The 22,084-nt window shown below is 60.3% G+C and carries 22 protein-coding genes; 15 read left to right on the top strand and 7 right to left on the bottom strand.

The window, feature by feature from the left end; genetic code table 11:
• The first annotated feature begins 133 nt into the window (after window positions 1-133).
• From petA to L8K08_RS05250, 6 genes are all read left to right on the top strand, one after another.
• On the top strand, window positions 134-730 hold the full coding sequence (petA, locus tag L8K08_RS05275) for a ubiquinol-cytochrome c reductase iron-sulfur subunit (RefSeq protein WP_003216040.1): 597 nt from the start codon (window positions 134-136) through the stop codon (window positions 728-730).
• Window positions 730-1,941 carry a cytochrome bc complex cytochrome b subunit gene (locus tag L8K08_RS05270; protein WP_145165219.1) on the top strand — a complete coding sequence of 404 codons (1,212 nt, stop codon included), beginning with the start codon at window positions 730-732 and terminating at the stop codon, window positions 1,939-1,941. The genes petA and L8K08_RS05270 overlap by 1 nt, the downstream gene beginning before the upstream one ends.
• Window positions 1,941-2,720 carry a cytochrome c1 gene (locus L8K08_RS05265; RefSeq protein WP_145165217.1) on the top strand — a complete coding sequence of 260 codons (780 nt, stop codon included), beginning with the start codon at window positions 1,941-1,943 and terminating at the stop codon, window positions 2,718-2,720. The genes L8K08_RS05270 and L8K08_RS05265 overlap by 1 nt, the downstream gene beginning before the upstream one ends.
• 149 nt (window positions 2,721-2,869) lie before the next feature.
• Window positions 2,870-3,487: a glutathione S-transferase N-terminal domain-containing protein gene (locus tag L8K08_RS05260; protein WP_106578651.1), complete on the top strand. Its 618-nt coding sequence runs from the start codon at window positions 2,870-2,872 to the stop codon at window positions 3,485-3,487.
• 17 nt (window positions 3,488-3,504) lie between these two features.
• Complete coding sequence (locus L8K08_RS05255; RefSeq protein WP_159954235.1) at window positions 3,505-3,924, top strand: ClpXP protease specificity-enhancing factor; 420 nt, start codon at window positions 3,505-3,507, stop codon at window positions 3,922-3,924.
• A 158-nt stretch (window positions 3,925-4,082) separates the two neighbouring features.
• Entirely contained in the window at window positions 4,083-4,832 is a 750-nt protein-coding gene (locus L8K08_RS05250) for a FadR/GntR family transcriptional regulator (protein WP_106578653.1), read from the top strand.
• 163 nt (window positions 4,833-4,995) lie between these two features.
• Here L8K08_RS05250 and L8K08_RS05245 read toward each other — a convergent pair whose 3' ends face one another.
• Window positions 4,996-6,153 (bottom strand): phospholipase, encoded by a 1,158-nt coding sequence (locus L8K08_RS05245; protein ID WP_242194717.1) that lies wholly within the window; start codon window positions 6,151-6,153, stop codon window positions 4,996-4,998.
• 233 nt (window positions 6,154-6,386) lie between these two features.
• Between L8K08_RS05245 and kdgD the strand changes: the two genes are divergently transcribed.
• The 5 genes from kdgD (at window position 6,387) to L8K08_RS05220 (ending at window position 13,063) form a co-directional block, all read left to right on the top strand.
• Window positions 6,387-7,298, top strand: a complete 912-nt coding sequence (gene kdgD / locus L8K08_RS05240) for a 5-dehydro-4-deoxyglucarate dehydratase (protein WP_064450699.1) — start codon at window positions 6,387-6,389, stop codon at window positions 7,296-7,298.
• Between the two features lie 54 nt (window positions 7,299-7,352).
• Entirely contained in the window at window positions 7,353-8,798 is a 1,446-nt protein-coding gene (locus L8K08_RS05235; RefSeq protein WP_017138260.1) for an aldehyde dehydrogenase family protein, read from the top strand.
• A gap of 162 nt (window positions 8,799-8,960) precedes the next feature.
• The gene (locus tag L8K08_RS05230) at window positions 8,961-10,328 is read left to right on the top strand and encodes an MFS transporter (protein ID WP_145165211.1); all 1,368 of its coding nucleotides are present in this window, start codon (window positions 8,961-8,963) and stop codon (window positions 10,326-10,328) included.
• A gap of 11 nt (window positions 10,329-10,339) precedes the next feature.
• Complete coding sequence (gene garD, locus L8K08_RS05225) at window positions 10,340-11,893, top strand: galactarate dehydratase (protein ID WP_242194713.1); 1,554 nt, start codon at window positions 10,340-10,342, stop codon at window positions 11,891-11,893.
• 228 nt (window positions 11,894-12,121) lie between these two features.
• Window positions 12,122-13,063 carry an AEC family transporter gene (locus tag L8K08_RS05220; protein ID WP_145165207.1) on the top strand — a complete coding sequence of 314 codons (942 nt, stop codon included), beginning with the start codon at window positions 12,122-12,124 and terminating at the stop codon, window positions 13,061-13,063.
• Window positions 13,064-13,153: 90 nt separating this feature from the next.
• Here the strand turns inward: L8K08_RS05220 and L8K08_RS05215 are convergent, their stop codons facing one another.
• The 6 genes from L8K08_RS05215 to gatC form a co-directional block, all read right to left on the bottom strand.
• Entirely contained in the window at window positions 13,154-13,537 is a 384-nt protein-coding gene (locus L8K08_RS05215; protein WP_106578660.1) for a carboxymuconolactone decarboxylase family protein, read from the bottom strand.
• Window positions 13,534-14,580 (bottom strand): calcium/sodium antiporter, encoded by a 1,047-nt coding sequence (locus L8K08_RS05210; RefSeq protein ID WP_242195066.1) that lies wholly within the window; start codon window positions 14,578-14,580, stop codon window positions 13,534-13,536. The genes L8K08_RS05215 and L8K08_RS05210 overlap by 4 nt, the downstream gene beginning before the upstream one ends.
• Window positions 14,581-14,638: 58 nt before the next feature.
• Window positions 14,639-15,010, bottom strand: a complete 372-nt coding sequence (locus L8K08_RS05205; protein ID WP_242194711.1) for a septal ring lytic transglycosylase RlpA family protein — start codon at window positions 15,008-15,010, stop codon at window positions 14,639-14,641.
• A 158-nt stretch (window positions 15,011-15,168) separates the two neighbouring features.
• The gene (gene gatB / locus L8K08_RS05200; RefSeq protein WP_145165203.1) at window positions 15,169-16,614 is read right to left on the bottom strand and encodes an Asp-tRNA(Asn)/Glu-tRNA(Gln) amidotransferase subunit GatB; all 1,446 of its coding nucleotides are present in this window, start codon (window positions 16,612-16,614) and stop codon (window positions 15,169-15,171) included.
• Between the two features lie 10 nt (window positions 16,615-16,624).
• A complete protein-coding gene (gene gatA, locus L8K08_RS05195) occupies window positions 16,625-18,076 on the bottom strand; it encodes an Asp-tRNA(Asn)/Glu-tRNA(Gln) amidotransferase subunit GatA (RefSeq protein ID WP_242194709.1) in 1,452 nt (483 codons plus the stop codon).
• Window positions 18,077-18,092: 16 nt separating this feature from the next.
• On the bottom strand, window positions 18,093-18,380 hold the full coding sequence (gene gatC / locus L8K08_RS05190; RefSeq protein ID WP_003171764.1) for an Asp-tRNA(Asn)/Glu-tRNA(Gln) amidotransferase subunit GatC: 288 nt from the start codon (window positions 18,378-18,380) through the stop codon (window positions 18,093-18,095).
• Window positions 18,381-18,590: 210 nt separating this feature from the next.
• On the opposite strand from gatC, the gene mreB reads away from it, so the two are divergent.
• The 4 genes from mreB to L8K08_RS05170 all read left to right on the top strand — a co-directional run bounded on the left by mreB (window position 18,591) and on the right by L8K08_RS05170 (window position 22,043).
• Entirely contained in the window at window positions 18,591-19,628 is a 1,038-nt protein-coding gene (gene mreB, locus L8K08_RS05185) for a rod shape-determining protein MreB (RefSeq protein WP_002555108.1), read from the top strand.
• Between the two features lie 139 nt (window positions 19,629-19,767).
• A complete protein-coding gene (gene mreC / locus L8K08_RS05180) occupies window positions 19,768-20,907 on the top strand; it encodes a rod shape-determining protein MreC (protein WP_347340996.1) in 1,140 nt (379 codons plus the stop codon).
• On the top strand, window positions 20,907-21,395 hold the full coding sequence (gene mreD / locus L8K08_RS05175) for a rod shape-determining protein MreD (RefSeq protein WP_017138250.1): 489 nt from the start codon (window positions 20,907-20,909) through the stop codon (window positions 21,393-21,395). The genes mreC and mreD overlap by 1 nt, the downstream gene beginning before the upstream one ends.
• Window positions 21,396-21,446: 51 nt before the next feature.
• A complete protein-coding gene (locus tag L8K08_RS05170; RefSeq protein ID WP_242194705.1) occupies window positions 21,447-22,043 on the top strand; it encodes a Maf family protein in 597 nt (198 codons plus the stop codon).
• Window positions 22,044-22,084 lie beyond the last annotated feature (41 nt).

Here is a 22,084-nt window from a genome sequence, read left to right as displayed (position 1 = left end):
AGGGAGCCCCGGGCAATTCCCTTGTCATACGTGGGGCTTTTCATTACCATTCGGCAAAATTTTTATAAGTAAAGATTCAACACTTAGTAGACGCCTGATTTAACAGGCCAAAAAGCTGATGGGAGAGGACTGAATGAGCAATGACGGCGTGAATGCAGGCCGGCGTCGCTTCTTGGTAGCAGCCACATCCGTGGTGGGTGCTGCAGGAGCGGTGGGGGCTGCGGTCCCGTTCGTGGGGTCATGGTTTCCCAGTGCCAAGGCGAAAGCCGCAGGTGCACCGGTGAAGGTGAATGTCAGCAAGATCGACCCAGGCCAGCAGATGATTGCTGAGTGGCGCGGTCAGCCGGTCTTCATCGTTCGTCGTACTGAGGAAATCCTGGGGAATCTGAAAAAAATCGAAGGTCAGCTGTCTGATCCCGACTCGAAGAATTCCGACCAACCCGCCTACGTCGATAAGGAAATCCGTTCGATCAAGCCGGAGATTCTGCTGCTGATCGGTATCTGCACCCACCTCGGCTGCTCGCCTACCTTCCGCCCTGAAGTTGCCCCTGCCGACCTGGGCAAAGATTGGGTGGGTGGTTACTTCTGCCCTTGCCATGGCTCTCATTACGACCTGGCCGGCCGCGTCTACAAGTCACAACCCGCACCACTGAACCTGCCAGTTCCGCCACATCACTACGAGACTGACAGTGTCATTGTCATTGGCGTCGACGAGGGGGAGAAAGCCTGATGAGCAAGTTCATGGATTGGGTGGATGCGCGCTTCCCCGCTACCAAAATGTGGGAAGACCATCTCAGCAAATATTACGCACCAAAAAACTTCAACTTCTTCTACTTCTTCGGCTCCCTGGCGCTGTTGGTGCTGGTCAACCAACTCGTCACCGGCGTCTGGCTGACGATGAGCTACACACCTTCGGCTGAAGAGGCCTTTGCGTCCGTTGAAGGGATCATGCGCGACGTCGAGTACGGCTCGATCCTGCGTTTGCTTCACTCCACCGGCGCCTCGGCATTCTTCATCGTGGTCTACATGCACATGTTCCGTGGCTTGCTCTACGGCTCATACCAGAAACCCCGCGAGCTGGTGTGGGTGTTTGGCATGCTGATCTATCTGGCGCTGATGGCAGAGGCCTTCATGGGTTACCTGCTGCCGTGGGGGCAGATGTCGTACTGGGGCGCTCAGGTGATCATCTCGCTGTTCGGCGCGATCCCGGTCATCGGCAACGACCTGACCCAGTGGATCCGTGGTGACTACCTGATCTCCGGCATCACCTTGAACCGCTTCTTCGCCTTGCACGTTGTGGCCCTGCCGATCGTGATTCTCGGCCTGGTGGTGCTGCACATCCTGGCGCTGCACGAAGTGGGTTCGAACAACCCCGATGGCGTCGACATCAAGAAGCACAAAGACGAAAACGGCATCCCGCTGGACGGCATTCCGTTCCACCCGTACTACACCGTGAAAGACATTGTCGGCGTGGTGGTGTTCTTGTTCATCTTCTGCTCGATCGTGTTCTTTTTCCCGGAGATGGGCGGGTATTTCCTCGAGAAGCCTAACTTCGAACAGGCCAACGCCTTCAAGACGCCTGAGCACATTGCACCGGTCTGGTACTTCACGCCGTTCTACGCGATCTTGCGGGCGATTCCAGACAAGCTCATGGGCGTTGTTGCCATGGGCGCCTCGATTGCGCTGTTGTTTGTCCTGCCGTGGCTTGACCGCAGCCCGGTCAAATCGATGCGCTACAAGGGATGGTTGAGCCGAATCTGGCTGGTCGTGTTCTGCATCGCGTTCATGCTGCTGGGCTGGACCGGCGTCCAGGCACCGAAGCCTGCGCTGACGTTGCTGTCGCAGGTCTGCACCTTCCTGTACTTCGCCTACTTCATTCTGATGCCGTTCTACACCCGGCTCGAGAAGACCAAACCGGTTCCGGAAAGGGTGACTGGCTGATGAAAAAGTTATTCGTTGCTTTGATGCTTGCGGCACTGCCGCTACTGTCCTTCGCGGCCGAGCAGGGCCCGGAACTGGAAAAAGTCGATATCGACGTCTCTGACAAAGCTGCAATGCAAGATGGCGCGCGTACCTTCGCCAACTACTGCATGGGCTGCCACAGCGCCAAGTTCCAGCGCTATGAGCGGGTTGCCGATGACCTCGGTATCCCTCATGAGCTGATGCTGGAGAAACTGGTGTTCACCGGCGCCAAGATTGGCGACCACATGAACATCGGCATGCAGCCTGCCGACGCCAAAGCCTGGTTCGGTGCTGCACCGCCTGACCTGACTCTGGTGGCGCGCGTGCGGGGTACCGACTGGCTGTATGGCTACCTTAAATCCTTCTACGAAGACCCGGCGCGCCCTTGGGGTGTGAACAACAAAGTCTTCCCGAACGTCGGTATGCCTAACGTTCTGGTCGGCCTGCAGGGTCGCCAAGTGGTAGGATGCAAGCAGGTTCAGGTCGTTGAAGACGGCAAGAAGCAATATGATCCGTTGACCGGCACGCCTCTGACGCATGAAGCGTGTGATCAACTGACCATAGTGCCCAAGACCGGTACGCTGAACGAAGAGCAGTTCGACGAGAAGGTCAAGAATCTGGTGACCTTCCTGGCCTACTCGGCCAACCCGGTCAAACTGCAACATCAGCGCATCGGCACCTATGTATTGCTGTACCTGGCCTTCTTCTTCGTATTCGCCTATCTGCTCAAACGCGAATACTGGAAGGATGTGCATTGATCCAACCGTAAGCAATTGCTGTTAATCTTGCGCGCCCAGCGGCATCTCTGAACACGTAGCGGTCTGGTTGGACCAGGCACTGCAGAGATGCTCTCTGGGCGCGCTCGTTTTTGAGCTTTCGATAATTTCAACAAGCGAGGAGGACCGCCATGGGCGTGACCAATCGGTTGGCCTGTTACTCCGACCCCGCCGACCACTATTCCCACCGAGTACGCATCGTGCTCGCAGAGAAGGGTGTCAGCGCCGAGATCATCAGTGTGGAGGTGGGACGTCATCCGCCGAAACTGATCGAAGTGAACCCTTACGGCAGCTTGCCCACCCTGGTCGATCGTGACCTGGCGTTGTGGGAGTCAACCGTGGTGATGGAATACCTGGATGAGCGTTACCCGCATCCGCCTTTGTTGCCGGTGTACCCGGTGGCGCGTGCCAACAGCCGCCTGCTGATCCATCGGATCCAGCGTGACTGGTGCGGGCTGGTGGATGTGATTCTGGATTCACGCAGTAAAGAAGCCGTTCGGGTGCAGGCGCGCAAGGAATTGCGTGAGAGCCTGACCGGTGTTTCGCCGCTGTTCGCCGACAAACCTTTTTTCCTCAGCGAGGAACAAAGCTTGGTGGATTGCTGCCTATTACCCATACTCTGGCGCTTGCCGATCCTGGGCATTGAACTGCCACGGCCGGCCAAGCCGTTGCTTGATTACATGGAGCGCCAGTTTGCGCGTGAGGCTTTCCAGGCGAGTCTGTCTGGTGTCGAACGCGATATGCGCTAAGGCTTAAGGAGCCGCTGATGAACTCCAGTCGACCCTATTTGGTCCGCGCGCTCTATGAGTGGATTGTGGACAACGATTGCACCCCGCACATGCTGGTCAACTCCGAATTTCCCAAGGTTGACGTGCCTCAAGGTTTTGCCAGTGACGGGCAGATTGTGCTGAACGTATCACCCAGTGCCGTGCGCCACCTGCACATGGACAACGAGGCTGTCAGCTTCGAAGGGCGTTTCGGCGGCGTGCCCCATACGCTGTTCGTGCCGATTGGCGCGATTCTCGGGATCTATGCCCGCGAGAATGGCCAAGGCATGGTGTTCGATCTGGAGTCGCCTTTCGAGGACGACGAATCGATTGAAGGCGAAGACGGTGATGATGTACCACCACCGGACTCCGAGCCACCGCGTCCAAGCGGCCGGCCGAGCCTGAAAGTGGTGAAGTAAGCGGCTTTCATCCTCGGGTGAGCCTGAAAAATGCCTCGACATGCGTCGGGGCATTTTTTTGCGCGAAGGATGTAGATGAAAGTCGCGACACAACAGTGATCGTACAACCGCCATGGGCTATGATGCGGGCTCAAGTTCGCCGAGAAAGATGGTTCATCATGGAAAACGCCAACACCGCCCCTCGTCTTCCCCGCAAGCGCCGCAGCCTTGCCCAGGAATTGGTCACGGTGTTGTCTGAGCAGATCCGCGACGGTCAACTCAAACGTGGCGATAAGTTGCCCACCGAGTCGGCCATCATGGAAGCCCATGGCGTCAGCCGCACGGTCGTGCGTGAGGCCATCTCGCGTTTGCAGGCGGCGGGGCAGGTCGAAACCCGTCACGGCATCGGCACCTTTGTGTTGGATACGCCAAGCCCGAGCGGTTTCCGGATTGACCCGGCCACGGTGGTTACGCTGCGCGATGTGCTGGCGATTCTGGAGCTGCGGATCAGCCTGGAAGTGGAGTCCGCCGGCCTTGCCGCGCTACGTCGCAGCGACGAGCAACTGGCCGCCATGCGTGCGGCGCTCGATGCCCTGAATGAAAGCGCGGCCCACGCCGGCGATGCGGTGGCGTCAGACTTCGCGTTCCACCTGGAAATTGCGCTGTCCACCGGCAACCGCTACTTCACCGACATCATGACCCACCTGGGCACCAGCATCATTCCGCGTACGCGCCTGAATTCAGCACGCCTGGCTCACGACGATCAGCAGCACTACATGGGCCGCCTGAGCCGCGAGCACGAAGAGATTTATGAGGCAATTGCCCGCCAGGATTCGGACGCTGCACGCGCCGCCATGCGCTTGCATTTGACCAACAGCCGAGAGCGACTGCGCCATGCCCACGAAGAGGCAGAAGCGCAGCGCGGTTAACCGGGCAACCGAGTGGTGTCGGGAGTAAATCGATCCAAGTGTGGGAGCGGGCTTGCCCGCGAATGCGGTGTGTCAGTCTGCACATGCATCAACTGAAAAAACGCCTTCGCGAGCAAGCCCGCTCCCACATTTTGATCTCCTTGGCCTGGAGTTTTGCGTCTACTTAATTAGCCGGCTGATTGGGCTTGTAGTCCTTGAGCAGCAGATACGTACTCCAACCCCACCAATCATTGGTCCAGTGTTTGTCGTTCAGGTCATTCACGTCCTTGCGGCGCAGCACCTTGTCGCCTTCTATCTTGAACAGCGGCGAAAAGTTATTCGCCGGGTTCTGCGCTGCGTTCAAATCCGGCACATACAGCGGCGCCTTGAAGTTGGCCGGGGAGGGCGCCACGCCGCTGATAAAGGTCTCGAAGACCTCATCGGCCGAGGCCTGTACCGCCCGTTTGACCATCGCCCGATTGTCCGCGTCGATGGCGTCGAAGTAGCGTTTATCCCCATAGGCGCGCCATTGATCACCCTTGGCGTTGCGCACCTTGAGCCCGAACTTGCTGTCCTCATCGTGCATGAAGCGGCTGATCAGCGAGCCCAGTTCGCCAGGCGTCACCACCGCAGCCAATTGCTTGCGCGGCACGCGCAAGTGGCCGGCGGAAAACAGGTCGGTCAAAAAGTGATCAGCAAAGCCGTTCATGGCGTAGGCCAATTCCAGTGCCTGATCGGTGCCGGTTTGATGGGCAACGACCGCCTGTTGCAGTGCTGCCGTATGGCCAGCCAGATACGCTGACAGCGCCCATTCGCCGAAGTGGTCAGCGTTATCTGCGGCCAATTTCAGGTAGCGCCCCAGCGGAATCAATGCCGAAACCGCACTGCCGCCGCCGGTGATGCGGTTCCATTCCTCGGACAACGTATCACCCAGCGCGTCATAGGCTTCGTGCGGTTGTTTGCCGTCCTTGATCGCCTGGTTCACTGCGCTGATCTCCTTTTGTATCACCGCAAGGATTTTCCCGGCCTCTTCCCGCGAGGCTGGCAGCACCGCCAGCGAATTGAACGCTGCGGTAAAGCGTTGCACGCGATCGGCGGCGGACGCGCCGTCGCTGATCGGCTGGCCAGGAATGCCATAGAAGTCGCCCCCCAGCGCGATCACCTGGCCATAGGTGAGTGCCAGCCCGTTGGGCAGGTGCAGCTCGACCTGGTGGGCGGGAATCGCCGGGGCGTCTTTGACGAAACGCAACAGCGTGTCATCGCCGATGGCGGTGTGCTCACCGCCTTCAAAGCGCAGGGTAGGTGGATTTTTCTCGGGGGCTGCGAGTTCAAGACCTGACATGTTAGCTCCTTGCTATGTCGTAGGAATCTTCCGCGATAACTGTATGTATATACAGTTAATCGGAGCATAGAGGATTAATTTCCTACGTCAAGAAAGTGCGTTCAAACGCAGGGCCGGATGAAGCCCGATGAATTGCAGTTGACGAATCTTTTTATAGTTGTACGATGACGTACGACATCAACAAACCAACAACAACCTTTCGACAGAAAGTCTTCGCCCAGGGTGTTCGAATAATGAATCCACAAGAACTGAAGTCCATCCTCTCCCACGGTCTGCTGTCTTTCCCCGTGACCGATTTCAATGCGCAGGGTGACTTCCACCAGGCCGGCTACATCAAGCGTCTGGAATGGCTCGCCCCCTACGGCGCCACCGCCTTGTTCGCCGCCGGTGGCACTGGTGAGTTTTTCTCCCTGGCTGCCAGCGAATATTCCCAAGTGGTGAAGACCGCTGTTGATACCTGCGCCACCAGCGTGCCGATTCTCGCCGGTGTGGGTGGTTCGACCCGCCAGGCCATCGAGTACGCCCAAGAGGCTGAACGCCTCGGTGCCAAAGGCTTGCTGTTGCTGCCGCACTACCTGACCGAAGCCAGCCAGGACGGCGTCGCCGCCCACGTGGAAGCGGTGTGCAAGTCGGTCAAAATCGGCGTGGTGGTCTACAACCGCAACGTGTGCCGCCTGACTGCGCCTCTGCTGGAACGCCTGGCCGAGCGCTGCCCGAACCTGATCGGCTACAAAGACGGCCTGGGTGACATCGAGTTGATGGTGTCGATCCGCCGTCGCCTGGGTGACCGTTTCAGCTACCTCGGCGGCCTGCCGACTGCAGAGGTTTACGCCGCTGCCTACAAGGCCCTGGGCGTGCCGGTGTACTCCTCGGCGGTGTTCAACTTCATCCCGAAAACCGCGATGGACTTCTACCACGCGATTGCCAAGGACGATCACGCCACCGTCGGCAAGATCATCGACAACTTCTTCCTGCCTTACCTCGACATCCGCAACCGTAAGGCGGGTTATGCCGTGAGCATCGTCAAGGCCGGGGCAAAAATCGCCGGCTATGACGCAGGCCCTGTGCGCACGCCGCTGACCGACCTGCTGCCGGAAGAATACGAAGCCCTGGCCGCGCTGATCGACAAGCAAGGTCCGCAGTAACTTATCAACAAGGCCGCTGAGAGATCAGCGGCCTTTTGCGTCAGGAGAAGATTTGTGTCCCAAGCCAAACGTTTTGAGAACTACATCAACGGCGAGTGGGTGGCCGGTGCCGATTACTGCAACAACATCAATCCGTCGGAGTTGTCCGATGTCATCGGCGAATACGCCAAGGCTGACGTAGCTCAAGTCAACGCCGCCATCGATGCCGCCCGCGCCGCCTTCCCGGCCTGGTCGACCTCCGGCATCCAGGCTCGCCACGATGCGCTGGACAAAGTCGGCAGTGAAATCCTCGCCCGTCGTGAAGAACTCGGCACCCTGCTGGCCCGTGAAGAGGGCAAGACCCTGCCCGAAGCCATCGGCGAAGTGACCCGCGCCGGTAACATTTTCAAGTTCTTCGCCGGTGAATGCCTGCGTCTGTCCGGTGATTACGTGCCATCGGTGCGCCCGGGCGTCAACGTGGAAGTCACGCGCGAAGCCCTGGGTGTGGTCGGCTTGATCACCCCGTGGAACTTCCCGATTGCGATCCCCGCCTGGAAAATCGCCCCGGCCCTGGCCTACGGCAACTGCGTGGTGATCAAACCGGCCGAACTGGTGCCGGGCTGCGCCTGGGCCCTGGCCGAGATCATCTCCCGCGCCGGCTTCCCCGCCGGTGTGTTCAACCTGGTGATGGGCAGCGGCCGCGTGGTTGGCGACGTATTGGTCAATAGCCCGAAAGTCGACGGCATCAGCTTTACCGGTTCGGTCGGCGTGGGCCGTCAGATCGCCGTCAGCTGTGTGTCGCGCCAAGCCAAAGTGCAGTTGGAAATGGGCGGCAAGAACCCGCAGATCATCCTCGACGACGCCGACCTCAAGCAGGCCGTCGAGCTGTCGGTACAGAGCGCGTTCTACTCCACCGGCCAGCGTTGCACCGCCTCCAGCCGCTTGATCGTCACCGCCGGTATCCACGACCAGTTCGTTGCGGCCATGGCTGAGCGCATGAAGTCGATCAAAGTCGGCCACGCGCTGAAAAGCGGCACCGACATCGGCCCGGTCGTTTCCCAGGCTCAGTTGGACCAGGACATGAAGTACATCGACATCGGCCAAAGCGAAGGTGCACGGCTGGTCAGCGGTGGCGGCCTGGTGACCTGCGACACCGAAGGCTACTACCTGGCGCCGACGCTGTTTGCCGACAGCGAAGCCGCCATGCGGATCAGCCGTGAAGAGATCTTCGGCCCCGTGGCCAACGTGGTGCGCGTAGCGGATTACGAAGCGGCACTGGCCATGGCCAACGACACCGAATTCGGCCTGTCGGCGGGCATTGCCACCACCTCGCTCAAGTACGCCAACCACTTCAAACGCCACTCCCAGGCCGGGATGGTGATGGTCAACCTGCCGACTGCCGGTGTGGATTACCACGTGCCGTTCGGTGGCCGTAAGGGCTCCTCGTATGGTTCGCGCGAGCAAGGTCGCTACGCGCAAGAGTTCTACACCGTGGTGAAAACCAGCTACATCGGTTCGTAACACGTAACACCCGTGGGAACCGGCTTGTGTGGGAGCTGGCTTGCCTGCGATAGCGGTGATACACCGCTATCGCAGGCAAGCCAGCTCCCACAGAAAGCGGTTCCTGCACTTAAAACAGAAATGCTTACCCGCAAAAAAAATAATTAGTGGGAGTACATCTTCATGCAAGCGACCAAGCCGACCCACGTCCGCTATTTGATCCTGCTCATGCTGTTTCTGGTGACCACGATCAACTACGCCGACCGGGCCACTATCGCCATCGCCGGCTCCAGCCTGCAAAAAGACCTCGGTATCAGCGCGGTCACCCTCGGTTATATCTTCTCCGCATTCGGTTGGGCCTACGTGGCCGGGCAAATCCCCGGTGGCTGGTTGCTGGACCGGTTCGGCTCGAAAAAAGTCTATGCCCTGAGCATCTTCACCTGGTCGCTGTTCACCATTCTGCAAGGCTATGTCGGCGAGTTTGGCGTTTCCACCGCGATCGTCGCGCTGTTTATGCTGCGCTTTCTGGTGGGCTTGGCGGAAGCGCCGTCGTTCCCCGGTAATGCGCGCATTGTGGCCGGCTGGTTCCCCACCGCCGAACGCGGTACGGCTTCGGCGATCTTCAACTCGGCGCAATACTTCGCCACGGTACTGTTCGCGCCGCTGATGGGCTGGATCGTCTACACCTTCGGCTGGCAGCACGTGTTTATCGTGATGGGCGGGATTGGCGTGCTGTTCTCGCTGATCTGGCTGAAAATTATCCACAGCCCGCGTCAGCACCCGATGATCAACGAGGCCGAACTCAAGTACATCTGCGAGAACGGTGCAATGGTCGACATGGACCAGGAGAAGACCAAGGGCCAAAAAACCGACGGTCCGAAGTGGGACTACATCCGCCAACTGCTGACCAACCGCATGATGCTCGGTGTGTACCTGGGCCAGTACTGCATCAATGGCATCACCTATTTCTTCCTGACCTGGTTCCCGGTGTACCTGGTGCAGGAGCGTGGCATGACCATCCTCAAGGCGGGGTTCATTGCTTCTCTGCCGGCCATCTGTGGGTTTGTCGGCGGGGTATTGGGTGGTTTGATTTCCGATTACCTGCTGCGCAAAGGCCATTCCCTGACGTTTGCGCGTAAGGCACCGATCATTGGCGGGTTGCTGGTGTCGTGCAGCATCGTGGCGTGCAACTACGTGGATATCGAATGGATGGTGGTGGGCTTCATGGCATTGGCCTTCTTCGGTAAAGGCGTTGGCGCACTGGGTTGGGCGGTGGTGTCTGACACCTCGCCGAAACAAATCGCCGGCCTCAGTGGCGGTCTGTTCAATATGTTTGGCAACCTGGCCTCCATCAGCACACCGATTGTGATCGGCTACATCATCGCCACCACCGGCTCGTTCAAGTGGGCCCTGGTGTTCGTCGGCGCCAACGCCTTGCTGGCGGTGTTCAGCTACTTGGTGATCGTCGGCCCGATCAAGCGTGTGGTGCTCAAAGAGCCGCCCAGCAGCAAAGGGCCTGAGCTGACCCAATTTATCCAAGCGCATTCCTGAGGGGCGATGTAATGCAGTTGATTGAACATGCCGACTCGCCGCGCTCGATCCGTTTGCACGAGCGCGACAACGTAGTGATCGTGGTCAACGATCAAGGCGTACCGGCCGGGACCGAGTTCCCTGATGGCCTGGTAACTGTGGATTTCATCCCGCAGAGCCACAAGGTGACCCTGGAAGATATCCCTGAAGGCGGTCAGATTATTCGCTACGGGCAGACCATTGGTTACGCCCTGGCGCCGATTCCACGTGGCAGTTGGGTGCAGGAAGACCAACTGCGCATGCCCACCGCGCCACCGCTGGACAGCCTGCCGCTGTCTACCGAAGTGCCTGAAACCCAGGCGCCGCTGGAAGGTTTTACGTTTGAGGGTTACCGCAACGCCGACGGCACCGTGGGCACGCGCAATATTCTGGGCATCACCACCACGGTGCAGTGCGTCACCGGTGTGCTGGACCATGCGGTCAAGCGCATCAAGGATGAATTGCTGCCCAAATACCCGAACGTCGATGACGTGGTGGCGCTGACCCACAGCTACGGCTGCGGCGTGGCGATCACGGCAACAGACGCGTACATCCCGATCCGCACCGTGCGCAACCTGGCGCGTAACCCGAACCTGGGTGGCGAAGCGCTGGTGATCAGCCTGGGTTGCGAGAAGCTGCAGGCCGGGCAGGTGATGCACGACAACGACAGTTCTGTCGACCTCAGCGAGCCATGGCTGTATCGGCTGCAGGATTCCAGCCATGGGTTTACCGAGATGATCGAACAGATCATGGGCCTGGCCGAAATCCGCCTGAAAAAACTCGACCAGCGCCGTCGCGAAACCGTGCCGGCGTCGGAGCTGATTCTGGGCATGCAGTGCGGCGGCAGTGATGCGTTTTCCGGCATTACCGCCAACCCGGCGCTGGGGTTTGCCTCGGATCTGCTGTTGCGGGCCGGGGCGACGGTGATGTTTTCCGAAGTGACGGAAGTGCGTGACGCCATTTACCTGCTGACCGCTCGTGCCCAGAGCAAAGAAGTGGCCCAAGCGCTGGTCACGGAAATGGACTGGTACGACCGCTACCTGGCCAAGGGCGAGGCGGACCGCAGCGCCAATACCACGCCGGGCAACAAGAAGGGTGGGTTGTCGAATATCGTCGAGAAGTCCCTGGGCTCCATCGTCAAGTCGGGCAGCAGCGCGATCACTGGCGTGCTTGGCCCAGGCGAGCGTTTCACGGGCAAAGGCCTGATCTTTTGCGCCACGCCAGCCAGTGATTTTGTCTGCGGCACCTTGCAACTGGCGGCCGGGATGAACCTGCATGTGTTCACCACCGGGCGTGGCACGCCGTATGGACTGGCGATGGCGCCGGTGGTGAAGGTCTCGACGCGTACGGAATTGGCGCAGCGCTGGCCGGACTTGATCGATATCGACGCCGGACGCATCGCCACCGGGCGTGCGAGCATTGAGGAACTGGGCTGGGAGTTGTTCCACTTCTACCTGGATGTGGCCAGCGGCAAGAAGCAGACGTGGGCGGAGCGGCATAAGCTGCACAACGACATTACGCTGTTCAACCCGGCGCCCATCACCTGAGACCGACGCGGCCCCTGTGGGAGCAGGCTTGTCTGCGACAGCGCAGTGTCAGCAACCCATGTGCTGACTGACACACTGCAATCGCAGGCAAGCCTGCTCCCACATTTGATTTGTGAATACCTTCAAATGTGGGAGGGGGCTTGCCCCCGAAGGCGGCCTACCAGACGCCGCACAGCCGCATGGCTTATCATTAGCCACCTGACGACACCCACCAAGGTTCTCCCCGGCATGCTGGCTATCTTCCTCACCACCCTCACCATCACCGCGCCGGTGTTTGCCATGCTGTTTCTGGGTGTGCTGCTCAAGCGCATCAACTGGATCAACGACAACTTTATCCACACCGCCTCCTCCCTTGTCTTCAACGTGACCATGCCGGCGCTGCTGTTCCTGGGCATCCTGCACGCCGACCTGCACGCGGCGCTCAAGCCGGGTCTGCTGATCTACTTTGCTGTCGCCACATTGCTGAGCTTTGCATTGGCCTGGGGCTGGGCGATCTATCGTTGCCCGCGCGTAGACCGCGGTATCTACACCCAGGGTGCGTTTCGCGGTAACAACGGCGTGATCGGCCTGGCGCTGGCGGCCAGCATGTATGGCGACTACGGCATTTCCCTGGGCGCGATCCTCGCGGCGCTGGTGATTCTGTTCTACAACACCCTGTCGACCATCGTGCTGGCGGTGTACAGCCCGGTGATCAAGTCCGATCCGTGGAGCATCTTCAAAAGCGTGGTGGCCAACCCGCTGATCATCAGCGTGATTGCGGCCGCACCGTTCGCGATTTTCAAGATCGGCCTGCCGGGGTGGCTGGAGTCGTCCGGGCAATACCTGGCGGACATGACCTTGCCGCTGGCATTGATCTGCATCGGCGGCACCTTGTCGCTGGCGGCCTTGCGCAAAAGCGGAAGCATGGCCCTGAGTGCCAGCCTGGTGAAGATGATCGGTTTGCCGCTAGTTGCGACGCTGGGCGCATGGCTGCTGGGCTTCAGGGGCCCGGAGCTGGGGATTCTGTTTTTGTACTTTGGCGCACCGACCGCGGCGGCGAGTTTTGTCATGGCCAGGGCGGCCGAGGGCAATCATGAGCTGGCGGCGGCGATTATTGTGATTACGACCTTGATGGCGGCGGTGACCACCAATATCGGGATATTTGTGTTGCAGGCGGGTGGCTGGATCTGAAGGTTGCGGCAGGCTAGTCAGCTCCCACCGTTTGATCTGTGAATACAGTCAAAGGTGGGAGCTGGCCTGCCTGCGATGACTAACCAGCCGTCACGGCTTATCCGCCTGATACGCCTCAATCACTTCCTGCGCCGCCCGAAACGCATCAATCGCCGCCGGCACGCCGGCATACACCGCGCAATGCAGCAGTGCTTCGCGAATCTCTTCCACTGTGCAGCCATTGTTCAGCGCGCCGCGCACGTGGCCCTTGAGTTCCTGCGGGCACTTGAGGGCGGTGAGGGCGGCCAGTGTGATCAGGCTGCGCGTCTTCAACGGCAGGCCTTCGCGGTTCCACACGCTGCCCCATGCATGCTCATTGACGAAATCCTGCAGCGGTTGGGTGAACTCGGTGGCATTGCCCAGGGCGCGGTCAACGAACACATCGCCCATGACCTGGCGACGCATTTCAACCCCGGACTTTTTCTGTTCGGTCATTGCGATTCCCTCTTGTGTTGGCGGCGCCAGGCTTGCAGCGAGGTGAACAACACAAACGCGACCAGCGCTGGCAGGACGTAATACAGCATCAATTGCTCAAGCCGGGTGGCCAGCGGCATGCCCAAGGTGAACGACACCACATGCAGCCCATACGCCAGATACAACCCCAGAAACACCAGGCCTTCAGCGCGGGTGACGCGGTAGCCGCTGTAGAACACCGGCAGGCACAACACCACCACGCCGAGCATCACCGGCAAGTCGAAATCCAGTGCGTTGGGCGACACCGACAACGGCGAGGGCGCCACCAGCGCGGTGAACCCCAGCACGCCGAGCAGGTTGAACAGGTTGCTGCCGATCACGTTGCCCACGGCAATTTCGCGCTCGCCGCGCAACGCGGCAATCAGCGAGGTGGCCAGGCACGGCAGCGAGGTGCCGACACCGATCAGCGTCAGGCCGATGATGCGTTCGGACAGGCCCAGGTCGCTTGCCACATCCACCGCTGCGCCCAGCAGCAAATGCCCGGCCAGCACCAGAATCAACAACCCGCCCAGCATCAACAACGCGCTGCTCAGCCAGGGCGCGCGGGCCACCGTGTCCAGCGTGCGCGGACGGCGGGAATGGCGGGTCTGGTAGTGCAACACACCGAGGTAGGCTATCAGCGCAACCACTAAAAAGAGGCCGTCGAGCGGTGTCAGTTCTTCATTGGCGGCCAGGGTAAACACCAAGAGACCGGCGAAAATCATCACCGGGATGTCCAGACGCACCAGCTGCCGCGAGACGCGCAGCGGAATGATCAACGCCGCCAGGCCCAGGGTGACGAGGGTGTTGAAGATACTGCTGCCGATGACGCTGCCCACGGCGATATCGGTATTGCCGGCCAGGGTGGCCTGCAGGCTGACGGTCATCTGCGGCGCACTGCTGCCGAAAGCGACGATGCTCAAGCCGATAATCAGTGGCCGCACCTTGAGGCTGGCTGCCAGGCGCACGGCGGCGCGCACCAGGATTTCGGCGCCGACGATCAGCAACACCAGGCCGCTGATCAGCTCGATCAGGCTCCAGGGCGAGAGGGCGGTTAATCCGAAAATGGCCAGGGCTCCTTTATCAGTTGTTCAGCGCCTGCACGCGAACCCGTGCAGTGCCGCTGCCCAGCATACCGAGTTGTTCGGCAGCCTTGCGTGAAACGTCGATCAGGCGCCCACGGGTATGCGGGCCGCGATCATTGATGCGCACGACCACGGATCTGTTGTTGCTGAGATTGGTCACCTTGACCTGAGTGCCGAAAGGCAGACGCCGATGGGCGGCGGTCAGGGTGTTCTGGTTGAAGGGTTCACCGCTGGCAGTTTTGTTGCCATGGTGCTTGGCGCCGTAATAGGAGGCGGTGCCGGTTTCGTCGTAGCCGTTGGGGTCGATGAGGCCGCTGGCGCAACCGGCCAACGCAGAGAACAGGGCCAGGAGGCCGAGTAGACGCTTCACTTTAAGTAAGTCCCCATTATAAATGTGGGAGCTGGCTTGCCTGCGATGCAGGCACCTCGGTGTTTCAGTTGCACCGAGGCGATACTATCGCAGGCAAGCCAGCGCCCACATGGGTCCGAGTTGGGTAGGAAATCCCGCACGGACCCTTTCACCGCGAATCAGCCTTCGAGCTTGCTTTTCAGCAATTCGTTCACCTGTTGCGGGTTGGCCTTGCCTTTGGAGGCTTTCATCGCCTGGCCGACAAAGAAGCCGAACATTTTGCCGCGCTTGGCTTCGTCTGCGGCGCGGTACTGTTCGACCTGTTCGGCGTTGGCCGCCAGCATTTCATCGAGCACGGCCGAGATCGCGCCGCTGTCGGTGACTTGCTTGAGGCCGCGCTTCTCGATGATCTCATCGGCGCTGCCTTCGCCTGCGGCCATCGCTTCAAACACGGTCTTGGCGATTTTGCCGGAGATGGTGTTGTCCTTGATGCGCAGCAGCATGCCGCCCAGTTGCTCGGCGGTGACAGGGGCTTCGTCGATTTCCAGGCCCTGTTTGTTCAACAGGCTGCCCAGCTCAACCATCACCCAGTTGGCCGCCAGCTTGGCGTCGCCGGCAATGCTCACGACTTTTTCGAAGTAGTTGGCTTGTTCACGGCTGGAAGCCAACACGCTGGCATCGTAGACCGACAGGCCGAACTGCGCCTGGAAGCGCTCGCGTTTCTGCTGCGGCAATTCCGGCAGGGTGGCGCGGATGTCATTGAGGAACGAATCCTCAAGCACCACCGGCAACAGGTCCGGGTCGGGGAAGTAACGGTAGTCGTTGGCTTCCTCTTTGCTGCGCATGGCGCGGGTTACGTCTTTGTTCGGGTCGTACAGGCGGGTTTGCTGGATCACCTTGCCGCCGTCTTCGATCAGGTCGATCTGGCGACGCACTTCGCTGTTGATCGCCTTTTCGATGAAGCGGAACGAGTTGACGTTCTTGATCTCGCAGCGGGTGCCGAACTCGACCTGGCCCTTGGGACGAATCGACACGTTGCAGTCGCAACGCAGCGAACCTTCGGCCATGTTGCCGTCGCAGATGCCCAGGTAACGCACCAGCGCGTGGATCGTCTTGACGTAGGCCACGGCTTCCTTGGCGCTGCGCATGTCCGGCTCGGAGACGATTTCCAGCAACGGCGTGCCGGCACGGTTCAAGTCGATGCCGGTAGCGCCCGGGAATTCTTCGTGCAGGCTCTTGCCGGCGTCTTCTTCCAGGTGCGCGCGGGTCACGCCGACACGTTTGATGGTGCCGTCTTCCAGTGGGATGTCCAGGTAGCCCTTGCCGACAATCGGCAGTTCCATCTGGCTGATCTGGTAGCCCTTGGGCAGGTCCGGGTAGAAGTAGTTCTTGCGCGCGAACACGTTGTGCTGGCCGATCTCGGCATCAATCGCCAGGCCGAACATCACCGCCATGCGCACCGCTTCCTGGTTCAGCACCGGCAGCACGCCGGGCATGCCCAGGTCTACCAGGCTGGCCTGGGTGTTGGGCTCTGCGCCGAACGTGGTGGCGCTACCGGAGAAAATCTTCGATTGGGTGGCGAGCTGGGTATGAATCTCCAGCCCGATCACAACTTCCCATTGCATAGTGTTCTCCTCAGAAGCCGGTAGGGGTGCGAGTGTGCCAGTCGGTGTTCAACTGGTACTGGTGCGCCACATTGAGCAGGCGGCCTTCCTGGAAATACGGGGCGAGCAATTGCACACCGACCGGCAGCCCATCGACAAAACCGGCGGGCATGGACAAGCCCGGCAAGCCCGCGAGGTTGGCGGTGATGGTGTACAGGTCTTCCAGGTACTCGGCGATCGGGTCGCCGGTCTTGGCGCCGATCTTCCAGGCCGGGTTCGGCGTGGTTGGGCCGAGGATCACGTCGACTTCTTCGAAGGCAGCCATGAAGTCGTTCTTGACCAGGCGACGGATTTTCTGCGCCTTGAGGTAGTACGCGTCGTAGTAGCCGGCGGACAGGGCGTAGGCACCGACCATGATCCGACGTTGGACTTCGGCGCCGAAGCCTTCGCCGCGCGAGCGTTTGTACAGGTCTTCGAGGCCTTTCGGGTTTTCACAGCGATAGCCGAAGCGCACGCCGTCGAAACGCGACAGGTTGGAAGAGGCTTCTGCCGGTGCGATCACGTAGTAGGCAGGAATCGCGTGCTGGTTGTTCGGCAGGCTGATTTCCTTGATCACGGCGCCGAGCTGTTCCAGCGTCTTGACGCTGTTGTGCACCAGTTCGGCGATACGCGGGTCGAGGCCGGCGCTGAAATACTCTTTCGGCACGCCAATACGCAGGCCTTTGAGCGAGGTATTGAGGCTGGCGCTGTAGTCCGGCACCGGCTCATCGATGCTGGTGGAGTCCTGCTTATCAAACCCGGCCATACCTTGTAACAAAATCGCGCAGTCTTCAGCGGTGCGTGCCAGCGGGCCGCCCTGATCCAGGCTGGAGGCGTAGGCGATCATGCCCCAACGCGAAACACGACCGTAGGTCGGCTTCAAACCGGTGAGGTTGGTGAACGCGGCGGGCTGACGGATCGAGCCGCCGGTGTCGGTAGCGGTAGCCGCCGGCAGGAAGCGCGCGGCAACCGCGGCAGCCGAACCACCGGACGAACCGCCTGGCACGTGATCCAGGTTCCACGGGTTTTTCACGGCGCCGTAGTAGCTCGACTCGTTGGCAGAACCCATGGCGAATTCGTCCATGTTGGTCTTGCCCAGGGTCACGGCCCCGGCGGCGGCCAGCTTGGACACCACGGTGGCATCGTAGGGCGCTTTGAAGTTGTCGAGCATCTTCGAGCCGCAACTGGTGCGAATGCCCTGGGTGCAGAACAGGTCTTTGTGGGCGATTGGTGCGCCCAGCAGTGCGCCATTCTCACCGTTGGCGCGACGTACGTCGGCGGCCTTGGCCTGGCTCAGGGCCAGCTCTTGGGTGAGGCTGATGAAGCTGTTGACCTTCGGATCAAGCTCGGCGATGCGCGCAAGCAGGGTCTTGGTCAGCTCTTCGGAAGAAAACTTTTTGTCGGCGAGACCGCGGGCGATCTCGGCCAGAGTCATGTGATGCATGAAAGGCTCTTTCCCTTTAGTCGATGACTTTCGGAACCAGGTACAGGCCGTTTTCGACCGCTGGCGCGATGGACTGGTAGGCCTCGCGATTATTTCGCTCGGTCACAACGTCTGCGCGCAGGCGCTGGCTGGCTTCCAGCGGGTGAGCCAGGGGCTCGATGCCGTCGGTATTGACGGCCTGCATTTGGTCAACCAGCCCGAGAATGCTGTTCAGGGCTGCGGTGGTCTGTGGAAGATCGGCTTCATTCAGGCCAAGCGAGGCCAGATGAGCGATTTTTTCCACGTCGGAGCGTTCAAGCGCCATGGGATTCTCCAGTGGAAAACAGAACGGAGGGCGTCCGTGTGTTAGATTGTCGGAACACTACCGCATTTCTACGGTCATATGGCCGCGATTGTGGGGGTTGGTGCACAGAAAGTCGGCCAATTTAGCACATTGGCGCCTTGCCCAAAATCCCTGTCGTTGTTAGAGTTTGCCGCACTTTTTTACCCACGCGTTGCCTAGGGTCCTTTCCCCATGTTCAAGAAACTGCGTGGCATGTTTTCCAGCGATCTTTCCATTGACCTGGGCACTGCCAACACCCTTATTTACGTGCGCGAGCGCGGTATCGTTCTGAATGAGCCATCGGTTGTGGCCATTCGGACCCATGGTAATCAGAAAAGTGTCGTTGCCGTTGGCACCGAGGCCAAGCGCATGCTCGGCCGAACACCAGGCAACATCGCTGCCATTCGTCCGATGAAGGACGGCGTGATCGCCGACTTCAGCGTCTGCGAGAAGATGCTGCAGTACTTCATCAACAAGGTTCACGAAAACAGTTTCCTGCAGCCCAGCCCTCGTGTGCTGATCTGCGTTCCGTGCAAGTCCACCCAGGTTGAGCGTCGTGCCATCCGTGAATCGGCCCTTGGCGCCGGTGCCCGCGAAGTATTCCTGATCGAAGAGCCTATGGCTGCCGCTATCGGCGCCGGCCTGCCGGTCGAAGAAGCGCGCGGTTCGATGGTGGTGGATATCGGTGGTGGTACCACTGAAATCGCCCTGATTTCCCTGAACGGTGTGGTGTACGCCGAATCCGTGCGCGTAGGCGGCGACCGTTTCGATGAAGCGATCATTACTTATGTGCGTCGTAACTACGGCAGCTTGATCGGCGAATCCACCGCCGAGCGCATCAAGCAGGAAATCGGCACCGCTTACCCGGGCGGCGAAGTTCGCGAAGTTGATGTTCGCGGTCGCAACCTGGCCGAAGGCGTTCCACGTGCTTTCACCCTGAACTCCAATGAAGTGCTGGAAGCTCTGCAAGAGTCCCTGGCCACCATTGTTCAGGCAGTGAAGAGCGCCCTGGAGCAATCGCCTCCGGAGCTGGCTTCCGACATCGCCGAGCGTGGCCTGGTGCTGACCGGTGGTGGCGCCTTGCTGCGCGACCTCGACAAGCTGCTGGCCCAGGAAACAGGCCTGCCGGTGATCGTCGCCGAAGACCCGCTGACCTGCGTCGCCCGTGGTGGTGGCCGTGCACTGGAAATGATGGATAAACACACCATGGACCTGCTTTCCAGCGAATAAAATTGCCGGAATGGTTCATGCTTCGCCCACAGGCAGCACTTTGCAGTGCTGCCTGTTGGCGTTTATCTTCTTCAATCTGCATCCAGGCCGGTTTGATGCCGTATGAATAAAGAGAACATTTGCCCGGGAGGAGCGGCTTATTAAACCGCTTTTCGCCAAAGGCCCCTCATTGGGCGTGCGCTTATTGGTGCTGGTCGTGCTTTCGGTCGCGCTGATGGTGGTCGATGCCCGCTTTGCACTGCTCAAGCCCGTGCGTAGCCAGATGTCGCTGGTGTTGATGCAGACTTACTGGATCACCGACCTGCCGCAACGGCTCTATCAGGGCGTGGCCAGCCAGTTCGGCAGCCGCACTGAGCTTGTCGCCGAGAACGAAAAACTCAAGACCGAAAACCTGCTGTTGCAGGGGCGCATGCAAAAGCTGGCGGCCCTCACCGAGCAGAACGTTCGGCTGCGCGAGTTGCTTAACTCTTCGGCATTGGTCAACGAGAAGGTCGAAGTGGCCGAGTTGATCGGCATGGACCCCAACCCCTTTACCCATCGCATCATCATCAACAAGGGTGAGCGCGACGGTGTGGTCCTGGGTCAACCGGTGCTCGACGCCCGTGGCCTGATGGGCCAGGTGGTCGAGTTGATGCCCTACACTTCGCGCGTATTACTGCTGACGGACACCACCCACAGCATTCCCGTGCAGGTCAACCGCAACGGCTTGCGCGCGATTGCCAGCGGTACCGGTAACCCGGAGCGTCTTGAGTTGCGCCATGTGGCCGACACTGCCGACATCAAGGAAGGCGACCTGTTGGTCAGTTCGGGCCTGGGTCAGCGGTTCCCCGCCGGTTACCCGGTAGCGACGGTCAAGGAAGTCATCCACGATTCCGGCCAGCCGTTCGCAATTGTGCGTGCGGTGCCGACGGCGGCCTTGAACCGCAGCCGTTACCTGTTGCTGGTGTTCAGCGACAACCGTACGCCGGAAGAGCGTGCCAACGACGCTGCCCAGGCGCAGGAAGCAGAAGACAAGCAGAACGGCACCGCGCCGGTCATTCCTGCCACGGTGCCAAAACCAGCCTTCGTGGGGCCGCCTGCTCCTGCGGCGACCTCGGTCGCGCCAGTGGCGACGCCCGTCAAACCTGCGGCCCACAGCGCCCGCTCAGCCAAACCGGCCGCGGCCAAGCCAACGGTCACCACGCCGGCCGCCACAGTGCCAGCGGCTAAACCGCCTGCCACGTCGGCAACCCGACCAGCGGCCGCAGCGCCGGCAACCACGCGGCAGAGGGAGGAATAATGGCCGGTACGCATTCGCGCAATGGCTGGATCGTCTGGCTGACCTTCGCCATCGGCTTGCTGCTCAGCGTTTCGCCGTTGCCGCAGTTCATGGAAATCCTGCGACCGCTCTGGCTCGCCTTGCTCCTGGCGTTCTGGTCGCTGACCTTGCCGCACAAGGTAGGCATGGTCACGGCGATGTGCCTGGGCTTGGCGGAGGACGTGCTCTATGGCACCTTGCTGGGCCAGAACGCGCTGATCCTGACCCTGATTACTTTCCTGGTGCTGTCATTGCAGCAGCGGTTGCGCATGTTCCCGATGTGGCAGCAGTGCCTGGTGATCCTGGTGATCTTCGGCCTGGCGCAGTTGGTGCAGCTGTGGCTCAGCGCCTTGACCGGTAACCGCCAGCCGACCCTTGCCCTGGTATTGCCGGCCCTGGTCAGTGCATTGCTGTGGCCTTGGGTCAGCTTCGGCCTGCGTGGTTTACGTCGCCGCTATAAAATCAATTGAATGGATTGCGAGGCTCTGCCTGGTTATCGAACCCTACAGGGAGAGTCTGCAATGAATTCGCTTTATCTGGCCTCGGGCTCCCCAAGGCGGCGTGAACTGCTGACGCAGATCGGTGTGCCTTTCACCGTGGTCAGCGCCGCCATTGATGAAACTCCTCTTACAAACGAATCCGCCGTTGCCTACGTCGAGCGCCTTGCGCACGGCAAGGCCACGGCGGGTTTTGCTGTGCTTGAAAAGACTGCCGGCGCCTGCGTGCTGGGCGCCGACACGGCCGTGATCGTTGATGGTCAGATCCTTGGCAAACCGGTTGACCAGGCCGACGCCCTGGCGATGTTGATGGCCCTGTCGGGACGCGAGCATGAAGTCCTCACCGCCATTGCCGTCACCGACGGCGAGCGCAGCGAAACTCGATGTGTGAGCAGTCGGGTACGTTTTCGCGCTATTTCTGTCGAGGAGGCTACAACCTACTGGCGCAGCGGCGAACCTCAGGACAAGGCGGGCGGCTATGCTATCCAGGGGCTTGGATCGGTGTTTGTCGCCGGGCTCAATGGCAGCTATTCCGCCGTGGTAGGCCTGCCTGTGTGCGAAACCGCGCAACTGCTTGGTCAATTCGGCATACCCTGTTGGCAAAACCTTACCGCGCGCTGAACGCCGTATTCCAGCGCCAAGCCTTAAGCGATCGGTCACTA

It is taken from the genome of Pseudomonas sp. TREG-RG-20F-10-E-6-01 (assembly GCF_022662455.1).
Lineage (GTDB): Bacteria > Pseudomonadota > Gammaproteobacteria > Pseudomonadales > Pseudomonadaceae > Aquipseudomonas.
The sequence above is the reverse complement of the archived record's forward strand: the minus strand, read 5'-3'. Positions and strand labels throughout refer to the sequence as shown.